A 16,480-nucleotide genomic window follows, 5' to 3' on the forward strand; every position below is an offset into this window, starting at 1 on the left:
GATGACGGCAGGACTTTTTATCCCCGAATTGGGCCACCTGGCGATGATCCTGGCCTTGTGTCTGGCCCTGGTACAGGCCTTGGTGCCGTTGCTCGGCGCCTGGCGCGGTGACCGCCTGTGGATGAGCCTGGCGCAACCGGCGGCCTGGGGGCAGTTCGCATTCATGGTGTTCGCCTTCGGTTGCCTGACCTATGCTTTCATGGTCGATGACTTCTCCGTGGCATATGTCGCCAGCAACTCCAATAGCGCGTTGCCCTGGTACTACAAGTTCAGCGCGGTGTGGGGTGCCCACGAAGGTTCATTGCTGCTGTGGGCGCTGATCCTCAGCGGCTGGACCTTCGCCGTCTCGGTGTTCTCCCGGCAGTTGCCTCAAGTCATGCTGGCTCGGGTGCTGGCGGTGATGGGCATGATCAGCACTGGTTTCCTGCTGTTCCTGATCGTCACGTCCAACCCGTTCGAGCGCATCCTGCCCCAGGTGCCGATGGATGGCCGCGATCTTAACCCGCTGCTGCAGGACATCGGCCTGATCGTTCACCCGCCGATGCTTTACATGGGCTACGTCGGTTTCTCCGTGGCGTTTGCCTTCGCCATCGCTGCCTTGCTGGGCGGTCGCCTCGATGCCGCCTGGGCCCGCTGGTCGCGTCCATGGACCATTGTCGCCTGGGCCTTCCTCGGTATCGGCATCACCCTCGGTTCCTGGTGGGCCTATTACGAGTTGGGCTGGGGCGGCTGGTGGTTCTGGGACCCGGTGGAGAACGCTTCCTTCATGCCGTGGCTGGTGGGGACGGCGCTGATCCATTCCCTGGCCGTTACGGAAAAACGCGGCGTGTTCAAGAGCTGGACGGTATTGCTCGCCATCGCGGCGTTTTCGTTGAGCCTGCTGGGGACTTTCCTGGTGCGTTCCGGCGTGCTGACGTCGGTGCATGCCTTCGCCTCGGACCCTGAGCGTGGCGTGTTCATCCTGATATTCCTGCTGTTCGTGGTCGGCGGTTCGCTGACGCTGTTCGCGGTGCGTGCTCCGGTGGTCAAGAGTCAGGTCGGCTTCAACCTCTGGTCGCGGGAAACCCTGCTGCTGGGCAACAACCTGGTGCTGGTGGTGGCGGCGTCGATGATCCTGTTGGGGACGCTGTACCCGCTGGTGCTCGATGCGCTGTCCGGCGCCAAGCTGTCGGTGGGGCCGCCGTACTTCAATGCATTGTTCATCCCGCTGATGGCGATCCTGATGGTGGTGATGGCGGTCGGCGTGCTGGTGCGCTGGAAAGACACGCCGGTCAAGTGGCTGGTGGGCATGTTGACCCCGGTGCTGCTGGGTACCGCCGCCTTGTCCGTGGTGGCCGGCATCGTCTATGGCGATTTCAACTGGGCGGTGCTGGCGACGTTCGTGCTGGCGGCCTGGGTATTGCTGGCCGGCATCCGGGACATCTTCGACAAGACCCGCCACAAGGGCCTGATCAAGGGCCTGCCAACCCTGACCCGCAGTTACTGGGGCATGCAGATCGCGCACCTGGGCATTGCCGTCTGCGCCCTGGGCGTGGTCCTGTCCAGCCAGAACAGCGCCGAGCGCGACCTGCGGCTGGCGCCGGGCGAGTCCATGGAGCTGGGGGGCTACCAGTTCGTTTTCGAAGGGGCCAGGCATTTCGAAGGGCCGAACTTCACGTCCGACAAGGGCACCGTGCGGGTCATCCGTGACGGCCAGGAAGTGACGGTGTTGCACCCGGAAAAACGCCTCTACACCGTTCAGAACTCAGTAATGACCGAAGCCGGGATCGATGCCGGTTTCACCCGCGACCTCTATGTGGCGCTGGGCGAATCCCTGGGTGAGGGGGCATGGGCGGTACGGGTGCACGTCAAGCCGTTCGTACGCTGGATCTGGTTCGGTGGCCTGCTCACCGGCCTGGGTGGGGCGCTGGCGGCTTTGGACCGGCGCTATCGAGTCAAGGTGAAGACCCGGGTGCGTGAAGCCCTGGGTGTAACGGGAGCCACTGCATGAAACGTTGGTTGATGCTGTTGCCGCTGGCGCTGTTCCTGGTGGTGGCGGTCTTTCTGTACCGGGGGCTGTTCCTGAACCCGGCTGATTTGCCCTCGGCGATGATCGGCAAGCCGTTTCCGGAGTTCACCCTGCCTTCGGTGCAAGGCGACAGGACCCTGACTCGCGCCGATCTGCTGGGCAAGCCGGCGCTGGTCAACGTATGGGGCACCTGGTGCATTTCCTGCCGGGTCGAGCACCCGGTGCTGAATAAGCTGGCCCAGAACGGTGTGGTGATCTACGGCGTCAACTACAAGGACGTCAACGCCGACGCCTTGAAGTGGCTGGCCGAATTCCATAACCCCTACCAACTGGACATTCGCGATGAGGAAGGCACCTTGGGACTGAATCTGGGGGTCTATGGCGCGCCGGAAACCTTCTTCATCGACGCCAAGGGCATCATCCGCGACAAATTCGTCGGCGTGATCGACGAGCAGGTCTGGCGCGAGAAACTCGCTGCCAAGTATCAGGCGCTGGTGGACGAGGCCAAGCCATGAAGCGCTGGTTAGCCGCTGTCATCCTCGGCTTGAGCCTCGCCGGTGTGGCGCATGCCGCCATCGATACTTATGAGTTTGCCAACGACGCCGAGCGCGAGCGGTTTCGCGAGCTGACCAAGGAACTGCGCTGCCCCAAGTGCCAGAACCAGGACATCGCCGATTCCAATGCGCCGATTGCCGCCGACCTGCGCAAGGAAATCTTCCGCATGCTTGGTGAGGGCAAGGACAACCAGCAGATCATCGATTTCATGGTGGATCGCTACGGTGAGTTCGTGCGCTACAACCCGGCCCTGACCTCCAAGACCGCGCTGCTCTGGTTCGGTCCCGCCGGGCTGTTGCTTGGCGGTTTCGTCGTCATTGCTGTGATCGTGCGCCGTCGCCGGGTCCAGCGCACCGCAGCCCCGGACTCGCTTTCCGTCGAAGAGCGCCAACGCCTCGACCAACTGTTGGATAACACCAAGCATGATTGATTTCTGGCTCGCCGCAGGTCTGCTTCTCCTGGTTGCCCTGAGTTTTCTGCTGATCCCTGTGTTACGCGGTCGCCGCGCCCAGCGGGAAGAGGACCGTACTGCCCTCAACGTAGCGTTGTATCAGGAGCGCGTCGCCGAACTGCAGGCCGAGCAGGAGGAGGGCGTGCTCAACGCCGCGCAATTGGACACCGGCCGCGCCGAAGCTGCCCGTGAATTGCTCGCCGACACCGAAGGCGCCGACGCGCCACGGGAGTCCCGACTGGGCAAGCCATTGCCATTGCTCGCCGCCGTGCTCGTGCCGGTGCTGGGCCTGGGGTTGTACCTGCACTTCGGCGCCAGCGACAAAGTCGAGCTGACCCGCGAATTTGCCCAGGCACCACAGTCGATGGAAGAAATGACCCGGCGCCTGGAAAGGGCCGTGGCGGCACAACCGGAAAACGCGGAGGGCTTGTATTTCCTGGGGCGTACGTACATGGCCCAGGACCGTCCGGCGGACGCGGCGAAGATCTTCGAGCGCACCGTGGCGCTCGCCGGTCGGCAACCTGAACTGCTCGGGCAATGGGCTCAGGCCCAGTATTTCGCCGACGGGAAGAAATGGTCCGACAAGGTCCAGGCCTTGACCGACGAAGCCCTGAAGGTCGACCCCAAGGAAGTCACTAGTCTGGGCCTGCTGGGGATCGCTGCGTTCGAGGGCGAGCGCTATCAGGACGCTATCGATTACTGGGGACGCCTGCTGGCGCAACTGCCGGAAGGTGACAAGTCCCGTGAGGCCTTGCAGGGCGGCATCGCTCGCGCCACCGAGAAGCTTCAGGCCAGTGGTGGCAAGGTCGCCCCGGCCCCGGCTGCCGTAACGACAGCCGCTGCCGTACTCACGGTGCGCGTCGACCTGGCTCCGGCGGTCAAGGCCAAGGTCAAGCCGGGCGACAGCGTGTTCGTCTTTGCCCGCGCCGCTTCCGGCCCGCCCGCGCCGCTGGCTGCCAAGCGCCTGACGGTCGCTGACCTGCCGGCCAATGTCGAACTGGGCGATGCGGATGCGATGATGCCGCAACTGAAACTGTCGAACTTCCCCGAAGTCCAACTGGTGGCGCGGATTTCCCGCGCCGGTCAACCGACCGCCGGCGAATGGATTGGTCGCAGCCAGCCTCTGGCGAGCAGCACCCGGACGCCGCAACAACTGACCATCGACAGCCCGGACCAATGACAGGAACTCGCACCATGACCGCCCTCGCTCGTATCACCCTGCTTTCGCTCGTCCTGGGCCTGAGCGCTTGTGCGGTCCACCGCCCGCCGGAGCCCTCGGCGCCGTTGCCACCCATCCCGCCTTCCGGACCTGCCAGCAAGCCGGTGCCATCGACGGTCCCCGGCAAACCGGCTACGCCGAGCAAGCCGGCCAAGCCGCTGCCCCGTACTTCCGCCAGCTTCGCCCCGCCGCCGGGCGGCAACAGTCATTGGGACGCAAAGCTTGGGGTCTATGTGTTGGATAACCAGACCAATACCTTTTACCGCCAACGGACCTACTACCGTTGGAATAACGGCTGGAGCCGCTCTGTCAGCCCTAACGGCCCTTGGGAGGAAACCACCATCGAAGGGGTGCCGGCGGGTCTGGGGCGTCAGTTCCGTTAATCGCTCTCCACGACAGCCCGGTCAATGCCATCGGCGGACCGGGTTTTTTGTATTTCCGAATATGCATTGAACGAAATTTTCACAAATGCTTGAGGACAATTCCTCGCGCTTTTATTGCCGTCGGTTATTTAATGGAAATGCCCCGACCGTTCGTGCAAGATTTGCCCCCTCTGCGCAAACCCCTCGGGCAACAGAGGGGGACGCCGTTGTTCCATCTGTCTCACACACTCCAATAGGTCCTCAAAAGACATGGCAATTCCGGACGCCCTGAGCCCACAGCGAAGTACGCATCGCCTGCTGCAACCGACCGTCAAATCACACTTGGCCTATACCTTGCTCTGTGCCCTGGTGATGATGGTGATGTTCAGCCTGCTGCGCCTGGCGCTGCTGGTTTATAACCGCGAGATGATCCTCGATACCCCGGCTTCGACCTTCGTCGAGGCCTTCGTCAATGGTCTGCGTTTCGACCTGAGACTGGTGGTCTATCTCAGTATTCCGCTGCTGCTGTCCCTGGTCAGTGTCCGGGCAATGGCGGCACGCGGATTCTTCCGTTTCTGGCTGACGGTGACCTCCAGCATCGCGCTGTTCCTGGGCTTGATGGAAATGGACTTTTACCGCGAGTTCCACCAACGGCTCAATGGCCTGGTCTTCCAGTACGTGAAGGAAGATCCGAAGACCGTAATGAGCATGCTCTGGTATGGTTTTCCGGTGGTTCGCTACCTGCTGGCCTGGGTCGGCGGAACCCTTCTCCTGAGTTTTGCATTCAAGGGCGCCGATCGTGCGACCCGACCGCGTGGACCTTTCAGCGGCGGTAGCATCAGCACGCGCCGGGTCGCCCCGTGGTATGGGCGTGTAGCGGTGTTCATGGTCTGCCTGTTGGTGGCCGTCGCTGCCGCCCGTGGCACCCTGCGCCAGGGGCCACCCATGCGTTGGGGGGACGTCTATACCACCGATTCGAATTTCGCCAACCAGTTGGGCCTCAACGGTACGCTGTCGTTGGTGGAAGCGGCCAAGAGTCGGATGTCCGAAGACCGTGACAACATCTGGAAAGCCACCCTCGAACAACCATTGGCCCAGCAGACCGTGCGCGACATGCTGGTGATGCCCGACGACAAACTGGTGGATACCGAGACCGCCGCCGTACGTCGTGATTACACGCCACCGGTCGACAAGACCCTGCCGATCAAGAACGTGGTCGTCATCCTCATGGAAAGCATGGCGGGGCACTCGGTGGGCGCCTTGGGCGCGCCGGGAAACATCACGCCATATCTGGACAAATTGTCCAAGGAAGGCCTGTTGTTCGATCGTTTCTTTTCCAACGGCACCCATACCCACCAGGGTATGTTCGCCACCATGGCCTGTTTCCCGAACCTGCCGGGCTTTGAATACCTGATGCAGACGCCGGAAGGCAGCCACAAGCTGTCGGGCCTGCCGCAACTGCTCAGTGCCCGTGATTACGACGATGTGTACGTCTACAACGGCGATTTTGCCTGGGACAATCAGTCGGGGTTCTTCAGCGGCCAGGGCATGACCAATTTCATCGGGCGTAACGACTTCGTGAACCCGGTATTTTCCGATCCGACCTGGGGTGTGTCCGACCAGGACATGTTCGACCGTGGCCTGATCGAGCTCAAGGCGCGGGAAAATGGCAAACCGTTCTATGCCTTGCTGCAAACCCTGTCCAACCACACGCCGTATGCGCTGCCGACGCCGTTGCCGGTGGAGAAGGTCACTGACCGAGGCAGCCTCAACGAGCACCTGACCGCCATGCGCTATGCCGACTGGGCGCTGGGCCAGTTCTTCGAGAAGGCGCGCAAGGAGCCTTACTTCAAGGAGACGCTGTTTGTGGTGGTAGGCGACCATGGTTTCGGTAACGAACGCCAGATCACCGAAATGGACCTGGGTCGTTTCAACGTGCCGATGCTGCTGATCGGCCCGGGCATCCAGGAAAAGTTCGGCCAACGCAATCACACCGTGGGGACCCAGGTCGACATCGTCCCGACCATCATGGGCCGGATCGGTGGCCAGGTGCGCAACCAATGCTGGGGCCGGGACCTGTTGAACCTGCCGGAAGGCGACACCGGTTTCGGTGTGATCAAGCCATCGGGAAGCGAGCAGACCACGGCGATCATCCGCGACGACCAGATCCTGGTACTGCCAAGGGAGAAGGAAATGGCGCCGAAGATGTACCGCTATGAGTTGGGTAGCAACCCCCGTGCGGAAATCATCCCGGACGCACCGGCTACGGCGCAGATGAGGCTCCAGCTTGAGTCCTTCCTGCAAACGGCCACCAAGAGCCTGCTGGATAACACCGCCGGCGTGGTAGACGGCAAGCCGGACTGATGAGCGATAAAAAAAGAGGCCTTGAGAAAGGCCTCTTTTTTTTGCCTGGGTTTTATATCTTGCCCAGTAACAGCAGGATCAACAGCACCACTAACACTACGCCGATGATACCGGATGGGCCGTAACCCCAACTTCTGGAGTGTGGGAAGACCGGTAGGCCACCGATCAGGAGGAGGATCAGGATAATGATGAGTATTGTGCCCATTGTTGATTTCCTTATTGGTCAGTTTCGGAGTGAGACAACTTTTCAACTGCCAGCGCGCTGCATTAAATCCGGGCGGCTTAATAATTCCGACCGTAACGTCCTGTAAAAAATTCAAAGTTTTTAATGGTATTGGCCGGTGAGTTCAAACTCGGTGGTGTCTGCATCGCGGGCAAGCCTTGCTCCCACAGATCTTGCTCTCACTGGGACTCTACAAGTTTGTCCCTGCCATTCAGCAATCTGATGGAGGATGGGGCAGGTCGTGTCCTTCGCTACACTCGGCCCATCTCCCCCGGAACAACAAGGCTGTTTCCTATGCAAAATCGCATGATGATCACCGGTGCCGGCTCCGGCCTGGGTCGCGAAATCGCGCTGCGCTGGGCCCGTGAAGGTTGGCGCCTGGCCTTGTCGGATGTCAGTGAGGCGGGCCTTGCGCAGACACTCAAGCTGGTGCGTGATGCCGGCGGCGACGGCTTCGTCCAGCGCTGTGATGTGCGCGACTACAGTCAGCTGACTGCATTTGCCCAGGCCTGCGACGAGAAGCTCGGTGGCATCGATATCATCGTCAATAATGCTGGCGTGGCGTCGGGCGGCTTTTTCAGTGAGCTATCCCTGGAGGACTGGGACTGGCAGATCGCGATCAATCTGATGGGGGTGGTCAAGGGCTGCAAGGCGTTCCTGCCGTTGCTGGAAAAAAGCCATGGCAAGATCATCAACATCGCTTCCATGGCAGCGCTGATGCAAGGGCCGGCGATGAGCAACTACAACGTGGCCAAGGCCGGCGTGGTCGCCTTGTCGGAAAGCTTGCTGGTGGAGTTGGCGCAGCAGGAAATCGGTGTGCACGTCGTCTGCCCGTCGTTCTTCCAGACCAACTTGCTGGACTCTTTCCGTGGCCCGACCCCGGCGATGAAAGCCCAGGTGGGCAAATTGCTGGAGAGTTCGCCCATTACGGCAGCCGACATCGCCGATTACATTTATCGTCAGGTGGCCCAGGGCGAGTTCCTGATCTTGCCTCATGAGCAGGGGCGCCTGGCCTGGGCGACCAAGCAGAAGAATCCGCAGCTGCTTTACGATGAGATGACCGCCATGGCCGATAAAATGCGCGCCAAGGCCCGCCAAAGCTCGAGTTGACCTGGGCGCTCGGTGTCCTCAGGATGGCGCCATCCGGCCTTCCTGATGGACATTCCAATGCTCAATTACTTGTGGTTTTTACTGGCCGCGCTGTTTGAAATCGCTGGCTGCTACGCCTTCTGGATGTGGCTGCGCCAGGGCAAAAGCGCCTGGTGGATCGCGCCGGCATTGCTCAGCCTCACGCTGTTCGCGCTGCTGTTGACTCGCATTGAGGCAACGTATGCCGGTCGCGCCTATGCCGCCTATGGCGGTATCTACATCATCGCCTCGATCGGCTGGCTGGCGGTGGTGGAACGCGCCAGGCCGCTGGGATCCGACTGGATCGGCGTGGCGCTCTGTGTGTTGGGAGCCAGCGTCATTCTGTTCGGTCCGCGGTTCTCGGCTTCCTGAGAACCGGACAATTCCACAGGGTTTTGCAGGACGTTTCCGTCAGTCACGAGTGCCTTGTTTGTAGGGGTTTACTGAATTCTTGTCGTTGTCTTGTGAACATGCGTGAGGCCGGGCATGGTCAAGGTCCAGACATTCTTAAGGACAAGGACCATGCTCGTATTAAGCCGTGCTGTGGGTGAACTGATTTCCATCGGTGATGATATTTCCGTCCGGGTGCTGTCGGTCAACGGCACCACCGTGCGGTTCGGCGTGGAAGCGCCACGGCACATCGATGTTCATCGCTTTGAAATCTACGAGAAAATCCAGAAAAAGAAGGCGCAAGCCACGCCTGGGGCGTGTTCAGTCAAATAGGTGTTTGGGCACGTCGTGCTTGAGCATCAATTGGCACTGTTCGCTTTCGGGGTCGAAGACGATCATCGCCTGACCTTTCGTCAGGGCTTGTCGAACCCGCAACACTCGCGTCTCCAGGGGCGTGTCGTCGCCGTTGTCGGTGCCGTCGCGGGTCACGAAATCCTCTATCAGGCGAGTGAGCGTGTCGACTTCGAGTTGGTCGTGGGGAATCAGCATGGTCTACCTCGGCTGGACAATGTCGCGATGCTACGTCCAATGGACGATGGCGGCTAGCCTTGGGGACGTGGGTGTCCGGGTGATTGCCATCGCGAGCAGGCTCGCTCCCACAAGGTTTGTATGGAACACAACATGTGCATCCGCTGAAGATCCCCTGTGGGAGCGAGCCTGCTCGCGATGACGATCGCCCAGGCAACAAAAAGTGCCGGTCAGTTCTCTGAACGCTGCCCCACCAGGCTGTCCACCGACGGCACGCGGGTATCGCTTTCCATCTGTGCATCATGCTCGATCTGATGGCTGAAGCGGTCCAGGGAGCCTTGGGCCGGTTGCGCGTCGCTGGCAAACACTGGCGGGCTGAGGATATAGGCACCCAGCAGGCGGCTGAGCGCGGCGAGGCTGTCGATGTGGGTGCGTTCGTAGCCATGGGTGGCATCGCAGCCGAAGGCGAGCAGGGCGGTGCGGATGTCGTGGCCGGCAGTGATGGCCGAATGGGCATCGCTGAAGTAATAGCGGAACAGGTCCCGGCGGGCCGGCAGGTCGTTTTCCTTGGCCAGGCGCAGCAGGTGCCGGGACAGGTGATAGTCGTAGGGGCCGCCGGAGTCTTGCATCGCCACGCTCACCGCGTGTTCGCTGGAGTGCTGGCCCGGCGCGACCGGCGCGATGTCGATGCCGACGAATTCGCTGACGTCCCAGGGCAGCGCGGCGGCGGCACCGGTGCCGGTTTCCTCGGTGATGGTGAACAGCGGATGACAATCGATCAGCAGTTCCTCGCCGCTGTCCACGATGGCCTTGAGCGCCGCCAGCAACGCTGCCACGCCGGCCTTGTCGTCCAGGTGCCGGGCGCTGATGTGGCCGCTCTCGGTGAACTCCGGCAAAGGATCGAAAGCGACGTAGTCTCCGACGCCCACCCCCAGGGTCTCGCAATCGGCGCGGGTGGCGCAGTAGGCGTCCAGGCGCAGTTCGATGTGGTCCCAACTGATGGGCATCTCATCCACGGCGGTGTTGAACGCGTGGCCGGACGCCATCAATGGCAGCACACTGCCGCGAATCACCCCGGTGTCGGTGAACAGGCTGACCCGGCTACCTTCGGCAAACCGGCTGGACCAACAACCCACCGGGGCCAGGGTCAGGCGGCCGTTGTCCTTGATGGCACGCACAGTAGCGCCGATGGTGTCCAGGTGGGCGGATACGGCCCGGTCCGGGCTGTTCTTGCGGCCCTTGAGGGTTGCGCGAATCGTGCCGCGCCGGGTCATCTCGAAAGGAATGCCCAGTTCTTCGAGCCGCTCGGCGACATAGCGCACGATGGTGTCGGTGAAGCCGGTGGGGCTGGGAATGGCCAGCATTTCCAGCAGGACCTTTTGCAGGTAGTCGAGATCCGGTTCGGGAATTTTGCTGATCATGGAAACTCCTGATCGGTTGGTTTCGATGAGTGGCCCGTCTTCTGAAGGGTGGGTGTCAGGTCGCCGTTGTCCGCCCTGACATATTGTGGGAGCGAGCCTCGCGATGAGGCCCGCTCAGGCGCTACATCGCTATAAGGCCACCGCCTGGCTATGGGGAAACAACAGATCCACAAAACGCTCGGCGGTAGGTTGCGGTTCATGATTGGCCAGGCCGGCGCGTTCGTTGGCTTCGATGAAGACGTATTCGGGCTGGTCGGCAGCTGGCACCAGAAGGTCGAGGCCAACCATGGGAATGTCCAGCGCCCGCGCGGCGCGTACCGCCGCATCGGCCAGGGTCGGATGAAGAATGCCGGTGACATCCTCCAGCACGCCGCCTGTGTGAAGGTTAGCCGTGCGTCGCACGAACAGATGTTCGCCAGCCGGCAGGACACTGTCGTAGTCATAACCCGCCGCGCTCAGGGTGCGTTGGGTCTCCGCGTCCATCGGGATTTTGCTTTCGCCCCCGGTAGCCGCCTGCCGACGGCGGCTCTGTGCTTCGATCAACGCGCCGATGGTGTGCTGGCCGTCACCGATCACCTCCGCCGGACGCCGGATCGCTGCTGCCACCACTTCGAAGTTGATCACCAGGATCCGCAGGTCCAAGCCTTCGTGGAAACTCTCCAACAGCACCCGGCTGTCAAATTGCCGGGCGGCTTCGATGGCGCTCTGCACGTCTTCGATGGTGCGCAGGTCCACCGCCACGCCCTGGCCCTGTTCACCGTCCAGCGGCTTGACCACCACCCGTGCGTGCTCATCGAGAAACGCCAGGTTGTCGTCGGCATTGCCTGCCATCTGTTGGGCCGGCAGGTTCAGGCCGGCGTTTTTCAGGACCTTGTGGGTCAGGCTTTTGTTCTGGCACAACGTCATGCTGATGGCGCTGGTCAGGTCGCTCAGGGATTCGCGGCAACGAACCCGGCGGCTGCCGTGGATCAGCGTGAACAGCCCGGCCTCCGCGTCGTCCACCTGCACTTCGATACCCCGGCGATGCGCCTCGTCGACGATGATCCGGGCATAGGGATTGAATTGCGCTTCGGGCCCCGGGCCCAGGAACAGCGGTTGATTGATGCCGTTCTTGCGCTTGATGGCAAAGGTGGACAGGTTACGGAAGCCGAGCTTGGCATAAAGGTTTTTCGCCAGGCGGTTATCGTGCAGCACCGACAGGTCGAGGTAACTCAACCCCCGGCTCATGAAGTGCTCGATGAGGTGACGCACCAGCACTTCGCCAACCCCTGGCCTTGAACATTGCGGGTCCACGGCCAGGCACCAGAGGCTGCTGCCGTTTTCCGGATCGTTGAAGGCTTTCTGGTGATTCAGGCCCATGACGCTGCCGATCACCGCGCCGGTGTCATCGTCTTCCGCCAACCAATAGACCGGCCCTCCCTGGTGGCGCGGGGTCAGTCGTTGTGCGTCGATAGGCAGCATGCCCCGGGCCAGGTAGAGCTGGTTGATGGCTTGCCAGTCGGTCTCGCTCTGGGCCCGGCGAATCCGGAAACCGCGAAACACCCGTGTGGCTTGCCGATAGTCGCTGAACCACAGGCGCAGTGTGTCGGAGGGATCGAGGAACAGATGCGCCGGCTCCAGTCCCAGCACTTGCTGGGGAGCGGCGACATACAACGCGATGTCGCGCTCGCCGGGTTGTTCGTTGAGCAGCTCCCGGGCCAGGGTGGCAGGGTCCGGGAAGGTGTGGCCGATCAGCAATCGGCCCCAGCCGCAATGCACGGCGATGGGAGCTGCGCCCATTTCGCTGCCATCTTCGGCCAGACGAGCCTGCAAGCGCTCGTAGGAGGGGGCCTGGCCGCGCAGCAGGCGTTGGTTGTGAACGGTAGGGTTGGGTTTCATCAATCAGATTCCTTGCTCGCTGAGCCACAGGTTCAGCGCTGCCAGTTGCCACAGCCGGGAGCCGCGCAATGGGGTGAGCTGGCCGTTGGGGTCGGTGAGCAGGCGGTCGAGCATGGCCGGTTTGAACAGGCCGCGATCCTGGCTCGGGTCCAGCAGCAGTTCGCGAACCCAGGCGAGGGTATCGCCTTCCAGGTGCTTGAGACCCGGCACTGGGAAATAGCCCTTCTTGCGGTCGATCACTTCGCCGGGGATCACCCGCCGGGCCGCTTCCTTGAGCACCTGCTTGCCGCCGTCGGGCAATTTGAATTTCGCCGGGACCCGGGCCGAGAGTTCTACCAGTCGGTAATCCAGGAACGGCGTGCGAGCTTCCAGACCCCAGGCCATGGTCATGTTGTCGACGCGCTTGACCGGGTCGTCTACCAGCATCACGGTGCTGTCCAGGCGCAGCGCCTTGTCCACCGCCGCGTCTGCACCCGGCTGGGCGAAGTGGTCCTTGACGAAATCACCGGCCGCGTCGTGAGCGACCAGCCATTGGGGTTGCACGGTGGCGGCGTACTCTTCATAACTGCGATCAAAGAACGCCGCACGATAGGCCGCGTAAGGGTCGCTGGCACCGTCCACCTGCGGGTACCAGTGGTAACCGGCGAACAGTTCATCGGCGCCCTGGCCGCTTTGCACCACTTTGCAATGCTTGGACACTTCCCGCGATAGCAGATAGAACGCAATGCAGTCGTGGCTGACCATCGGTTCGCTCATGGCGCGGAAAGCCGCCGGCAGTTGTTCGATGATCTCTTTTTCGTCGATGCGCAACTGGTGATGACGGGTGCCGTAGTGCTTGGCGATCAGGTCCGAATACTGGAACTCGTCACCTCGCTCGCCACCGGCATCCTGGAAACCGATGGAGAAGGTCGACAGGTTTTCCACACCGACTTCCCGCAACAGTCCTACCAGCATGCTCGAATCCACGCCGCCGGACAGCAGCACACCGACATCCACGGCGGCCCGCTGACGGATCGCGACAGCCTCGCGGGTACTGTCGAGCACGCGATCGATCCAGTCTTCCAGGTTAAGGTTCTGTTCATCGGCTCGTGGGCCGTAGGGCAGGGTCCACCAGGTTTTCTGTTCGCTGCTGCCATCGGCTTCGATGCGCATCCAGGTGGCCGGTGGCAGTTTTTCAACGCCGGCCAGCAACGTGCGGGGGGCCGGGACCACTGCGTGGAAATTCAGAAAGTGATTGAGTGCCACCGGGTCGAGCACCGGACTGATGTCGCCCCCCTTGAGCAGTGCCGGCAGCGCGGAGGCAAAACGCAACCGCTGGCCGGTGCGCGACAGGTATAAAGGCTTGACGCCGAGCCGGTCGCGGGCGAGGAACAGCCGCTTGGCGTCGCGTTCCCAGATGGCGAAGGCGAACATGCCGTTGAGCTTGGGCAGCAGCGCTTCACCCCAGGCGTGATAGCCCTTGAGCAGCACTTCGGTGTCGCCACCCGAGTAAAAGGCATAGCCCAGCGCTTCGAGCTCGGCGCGCAGTTCCGGATAGTTATAGATCGCACCGTTGAACGCCAGGGACAGACCCAGTTGATTGTCGATCATCGGCTGGGCCGAGCCATCGGACAGGTCCATGATTTTCAGGCGACGGTGGCCCAGGGCAATCGGGCCCTGGCTATGGAAGCCCCACGCGTCGGGGCCGCGAGGGGCCAAGTGATGGGTGATTCGCTCTACGGCCGCAAGGTCCGCAGGTTGTTGATCGAAACGTAACTCTCCAGCTAATCCGCACATAAGTCCTTACCGGTTTTTCCGTTGGGGAGGGGTCAAGCGGTACGCGCCGATAGGGCGGGTACTCTGAAACTGACCGGAGGGATTGCCGTGAGTTTTATATCGATGCGTTATAAGCCGATGGATGGGGACTGGCTCGCCCCCACAGATGTTGTGGCATGTCGGCAATGGTGTCAGGGTTTGCCACGAATCAACGACCGCAACGCAAACCGGTTCGGGTGGCAGGCCTCGGCCACGCTGCGGGGCAGAGGAAGGGGTTCGTTTTCCAGCCAGGCGGCGATCAATTCGCCCGACAGCGGGGCGGTGATCAGACCCCGGGACCCGTGGCCGCTGTTGATGTACAGGCCGTCGAGCCAGGGGCAGGGGGTATCCGGTACCTGGCGGGCATCCTTGCCCAGTACCGAATAGGCCTCGGTGAACGCTTGGCTATCGGCCAATGGGCCGACGATGGGCAGGTAGTCCGGGCTGGTGCAACGGAACGCCGCGCGGCCTTCGAGGTTTTCCGGGGCCAGGGCGTCGGCCTCCAGACGATCCACCAGATCGGCGGAAATTTCCTCCAGCATCTGTAGGTTGCCGGCATGTTCGGCAGCGGTGGGGGTCAGGTCGTCGTTGTTGAAGTCGAAACTGGCACCGAGGGTATGCTCGCCCAGCCGCACCGGGGCCACGTAGCCTTCGGCGCAGACCACGGTGCGCAGGTCCTGGCTGCGGGCGGTCTGCGGCAAGCGAGTGATCTGCCCGCGGATGCGCTTGAGCGGCAGGTCGGCGGCCGGTTCGAAACGTTTGATTTCGGCGGCACTGGCGAGGATCGCCACCGGTGCGCTGGCCAGGCACCGTTTGCCATCCCAAGCTTGCCATTGCCCGTCGACGCGGCGCAGCTCCAATACTTCATGGTGAGTCTGTAGGTCGATGGCCGGCGCCGAAGCCTGCCAGCGGCACAACGCCGGCGGATGCACCCAACCACCCTCGGGATAGAACACGCCGCCACAGGCCAGGCCGATGCCCGCGCGCGCCTCGGCCTCGGACTGGTCCAGCCGGTGCAGCAAATCATGGGGGAAGGCCTCGGCCAGTTGGGCCTGGCGTTCGGCTTCCTTGTGGTTGAAGGCCAGTTGCAGGACACCACAACCGTCCCAGTCAACGCCCCGTTGCAGATGTTCGAGCAAGCGTCGGGTGTAGCCGAAACCGCTGAGGATCATCTGCGACAACGCCGTGCCATGGGCGGAAAGCTTGAGGTACAGCACGCCCTGGGGGTTACCGGACGCTTCTTCGGCCAATCCGGCGTGGCGTTCCAGCAGCGTGACCTGCCAGCCTCGTGCCGCGAGACTGGCCGCGCTGGCGCAACCGGCCAGGCCGCCGCCGATCACCAGTGCGCGGCGCTCTCCGGCCAGTGGGGCGGGGCGGTCATACCAGGGTTTCGCCTGGGATGGTGCCGGCGTCTGCTCCGGCCAGCCGAGATAAGTCCCTCGAAGAATTTCCCATTTATGGCCGATGCCCGGTGTGCGCTTCATCTTGAATCCGGCCGAGTTCAGCAGCCGGCGCACCCAACCTGTACTGGTGAAGGTACTCAAAGTGGCGTCGGGTGCCGCCAGCCGCGCCAGCTCGGCGAACAGTTCGGCGGTCCACATGTCGGGATTCCTGGCCGGCGCGAAGCCGTCCAGGAACCAGGCGTCGATCTGCCCGTCCAGTTGCGGCAACTGTTCCAACGCGTCGCCGATCATCAGGGTCAGCGTGACGCGTCCACCCGCCAGTACCAGGCGCTGGAAGCCCTGGTGAATCGCGACGTACTGTTCAAGCAGTTGATCGGCCTGGCCCTTGAGCGACGGCCACAGGGCGAGCGCGCGCTGCAGGTCCGCCGGAGTCAGCGGGTATTTTTCGACGCTGACAAAGTGCAAGCGTGCCCTGGCCGGCGCGCATTGCTCGAACAACTGCCAGGCACAGAGGAAATTCAGACCGGTGCCAAAGCCGGTTTCACCGATCACCAGCCGGCCGTTGGCCGGCAACGCGGTAAAACGCTCGGCCAGGTTGTTCTGCTCCAGGAACACGTAGCGGGTTTCTTCCAGCCCCGAGTGGTCGGAAAAATACACGTCGTCGAACACCCGCGAGCGCGGGCGACCGTGTTCGTCCCAGTCGAGTTGGGCGTGGAGCTGGATGGGTGTCATGGCAGGCTCGGTGGAAACGGGGAG

Annotated in this window: 15 protein-coding genes; 9 read left to right on the plus strand and 6 right to left on the minus strand. The window is 62.4% G+C overall.

The features are described from left to right. The first annotated feature begins 1 nt into the window (after window position 1). The 6 genes from AD666_RS18410 (at window position 2) to AD666_RS18435 (ending at window position 6,959) form a co-directional block, all read left to right on the plus strand. On the plus strand, window positions 2-1,990 hold the full coding sequence (locus AD666_RS18410) for a heme lyase CcmF/NrfE family subunit (RefSeq protein ID WP_053155001.1): 1,989 nt from the start codon (window positions 2-4) through the stop codon (window positions 1,988-1,990). Beyond that, on the plus strand, window positions 1,987-2,523 hold the full coding sequence (locus AD666_RS18415; RefSeq protein WP_053155003.1) for a DsbE family thiol:disulfide interchange protein: 537 nt from the start codon (window positions 1,987-1,989) through the stop codon (window positions 2,521-2,523). Before AD666_RS18410 ends, AD666_RS18415 begins: the two co-directional genes overlap by 4 nt. Continuing rightward, window positions 2,520-2,993 carry a cytochrome c-type biogenesis protein gene (locus tag AD666_RS18420; protein WP_053155005.1) on the plus strand — a complete coding sequence of 158 codons (474 nt, stop codon included), beginning with the start codon at window positions 2,520-2,522 and terminating at the stop codon, window positions 2,991-2,993. The genes AD666_RS18415 and AD666_RS18420 overlap by 4 nt, the downstream gene beginning before the upstream one ends. Beyond that, window positions 2,986-4,194 carry a c-type cytochrome biogenesis protein CcmI gene (gene ccmI, locus AD666_RS18425; protein WP_053155007.1) on the plus strand — a complete coding sequence of 403 codons (1,209 nt, stop codon included), beginning with the start codon at window positions 2,986-2,988 and terminating at the stop codon, window positions 4,192-4,194. The genes AD666_RS18420 and ccmI overlap by 8 nt, the downstream gene beginning before the upstream one ends. A 14-nt stretch (window positions 4,195-4,208) precedes the next feature. Then, on the plus strand, window positions 4,209-4,616 hold the full coding sequence (locus tag AD666_RS18430; protein WP_053155009.1) for a hypothetical protein: 408 nt from the start codon (window positions 4,209-4,211) through the stop codon (window positions 4,614-4,616). A gap of 249 nt (window positions 4,617-4,865) precedes the next feature. After that, window positions 4,866-6,959 carry an LTA synthase family protein gene (locus tag AD666_RS18435; RefSeq protein WP_053155011.1) on the plus strand — a complete coding sequence of 698 codons (2,094 nt, stop codon included), beginning with the start codon at window positions 4,866-4,868 and terminating at the stop codon, window positions 6,957-6,959. Window positions 6,960-7,011: 52 nt separating this feature from the next. On the opposite strand, the gene AD666_RS26150 is transcribed toward AD666_RS18435, so the two are convergent. Next, window positions 7,012-7,164, minus strand: coding sequence for a DUF3309 family protein (locus tag AD666_RS26150; protein WP_018606531.1), 153 nt, complete (start codon window positions 7,162-7,164; stop codon window positions 7,012-7,014). Between the two features lie 312 nt (window positions 7,165-7,476). On the opposite strand from AD666_RS26150, the gene AD666_RS18440 reads away from it, so the two are divergent. The 3 genes from AD666_RS18440 to csrA all read left to right on the plus strand — a co-directional run bounded on the left by AD666_RS18440 (window position 7,477) and on the right by csrA (window position 9,033). Next, entirely contained in the window at window positions 7,477-8,292 is an 816-nt protein-coding gene (locus tag AD666_RS18440) for an SDR family oxidoreductase (protein WP_053155016.1), read from the plus strand. 57 nt (window positions 8,293-8,349) lie between these two features. Beyond that, window positions 8,350-8,682, plus strand: a complete 333-nt coding sequence (locus AD666_RS18445) for a YnfA family protein (RefSeq protein ID WP_053155017.1) — start codon at window positions 8,350-8,352, stop codon at window positions 8,680-8,682. 150 nt (window positions 8,683-8,832) lie between these two features. Then, window positions 8,833-9,033 (plus strand): carbon storage regulator CsrA, encoded by a 201-nt coding sequence (gene csrA / locus AD666_RS18450; RefSeq protein ID WP_053155018.1) that lies wholly within the window; start codon window positions 8,833-8,835, stop codon window positions 9,031-9,033. Here the strand turns inward: csrA and AD666_RS18455 are convergent. From AD666_RS18455 to mnmC, 5 genes are all read right to left on the minus strand, one after another. After that, on the minus strand, window positions 9,022-9,249 hold the full coding sequence (locus AD666_RS18455) for a YheU family protein (RefSeq protein ID WP_024778700.1): 228 nt from the start codon (window positions 9,247-9,249) through the stop codon (window positions 9,022-9,024). The two genes, csrA and AD666_RS18455, sit on opposite strands and share 12 nt — an antisense overlap. Window positions 9,250-9,458: 209 nt before the next feature. Continuing rightward, on the minus strand, window positions 9,459-10,649 hold the full coding sequence (locus AD666_RS18460) for an osmoprotectant NAGGN system M42 family peptidase (RefSeq protein WP_053155020.1): 1,191 nt from the start codon (window positions 10,647-10,649) through the stop codon (window positions 9,459-9,461). Between the two features lie 129 nt (window positions 10,650-10,778). Beyond that, window positions 10,779-12,527, minus strand: coding sequence for an N-acetylglutaminylglutamine synthetase (gene ngg, locus AD666_RS18465; RefSeq protein ID WP_053155022.1), 1,749 nt, complete (start codon window positions 12,525-12,527; stop codon window positions 10,779-10,781). 3 nt (window positions 12,528-12,530) lie between these two features. Next, window positions 12,531-14,303: an N-acetylglutaminylglutamine amidotransferase gene (locus tag AD666_RS18470; protein WP_053155024.1), complete on the minus strand. Its 1,773-nt coding sequence runs from the start codon at window positions 14,301-14,303 to the stop codon at window positions 12,531-12,533. A gap of 170 nt (window positions 14,304-14,473) precedes the next feature. Next, window positions 14,474-16,456 (minus strand): bifunctional tRNA (5-methylaminomethyl-2-thiouridine)(34)-methyltransferase MnmD/FAD-dependent 5-carboxymethylaminomethyl-2-thiouridine(34) oxidoreductase MnmC, encoded by a 1,983-nt coding sequence (gene mnmC, locus AD666_RS18475; RefSeq protein WP_053155026.1) that lies wholly within the window; start codon window positions 16,454-16,456, stop codon window positions 14,474-14,476. Window positions 16,457-16,480: the final 24 nt, after the last annotated feature.

The organism is Pseudomonas sp. Pf153 (assembly GCF_001269775.1).
Lineage (GTDB): Bacteria > Pseudomonadota > Gammaproteobacteria > Pseudomonadales > Pseudomonadaceae > Aquipseudomonas > Aquipseudomonas uvaldensis.

Bases quoted from the DNA above. Each gene is read 5' to 3' on its own strand.
- AD666_RS18420 (WP_053155005.1), top strand. From the start codon at position 2,520: ATGAAGCGCTGGTTAGCCGCTGTCATCCTCGGCTTGAGCCTCGCCGGT.
- AD666_RS18410 (WP_053155001.1), top strand. From the start codon at position 2: ATGACGGCAGGACTTTTTATCCCCGAATTGGGCCACCTGGCGATGATC.
- AD666_RS18435 (WP_053155011.1), top strand. From the start codon at position 4,866: ATGGCAATTCCGGACGCCCTGAGCCCACAGCGAAGTACGCATCGCCTG.
- AD666_RS18470 (WP_053155024.1), bottom strand. From the start codon at position 14,303: ATGTGCGGATTAGCTGGAGAGTTACGTTTCGATCAACAACCTGCGGAC.
- AD666_RS18445 (WP_053155017.1), top strand. From the start codon at position 8,350: ATGCTCAATTACTTGTGGTTTTTACTGGCCGCGCTGTTTGAAATCGCT.
- AD666_RS18460 (WP_053155020.1), bottom strand. From the start codon at position 10,649: ATGATCAGCAAAATTCCCGAACCGGATCTCGACTACCTGCAAAAGGTC.
- AD666_RS18430 (WP_053155009.1), top strand. From the start codon at position 4,209: ATGACCGCCCTCGCTCGTATCACCCTGCTTTCGCTCGTCCTGGGCCTG.
- AD666_RS18440 (WP_053155016.1), top strand. From the start codon at position 7,477: ATGCAAAATCGCATGATGATCACCGGTGCCGGCTCCGGCCTGGGTCGC.
- csrA (WP_053155018.1), top strand. From the start codon at position 8,833: ATGCTCGTATTAAGCCGTGCTGTGGGTGAACTGATTTCCATCGGTGAT.
- ccmI (WP_053155007.1), top strand. From the start codon at position 2,986: ATGATTGATTTCTGGCTCGCCGCAGGTCTGCTTCTCCTGGTTGCCCTG.
- AD666_RS18455 (WP_024778700.1), bottom strand. From the start codon at position 9,249: ATGCTGATTCCCCACGACCAACTCGAAGTCGACACGCTCACTCGCCTG.
- AD666_RS18415 (WP_053155003.1), top strand. From the start codon at position 1,987: ATGAAACGTTGGTTGATGCTGTTGCCGCTGGCGCTGTTCCTGGTGGTG.
- AD666_RS26150 (WP_018606531.1), bottom strand. From the start codon at position 7,164: ATGGGCACAATACTCATCATTATCCTGATCCTCCTCCTGATCGGTGGC.
- ngg (WP_053155022.1), bottom strand. From the start codon at position 12,527: ATGAAACCCAACCCTACCGTTCACAACCAACGCCTGCTGCGCGGCCAG.
- mnmC (WP_053155026.1), bottom strand. From the start codon at position 16,456: ATGACACCCATCCAGCTCCACGCCCAACTCGACTGGGACGAACACGGT.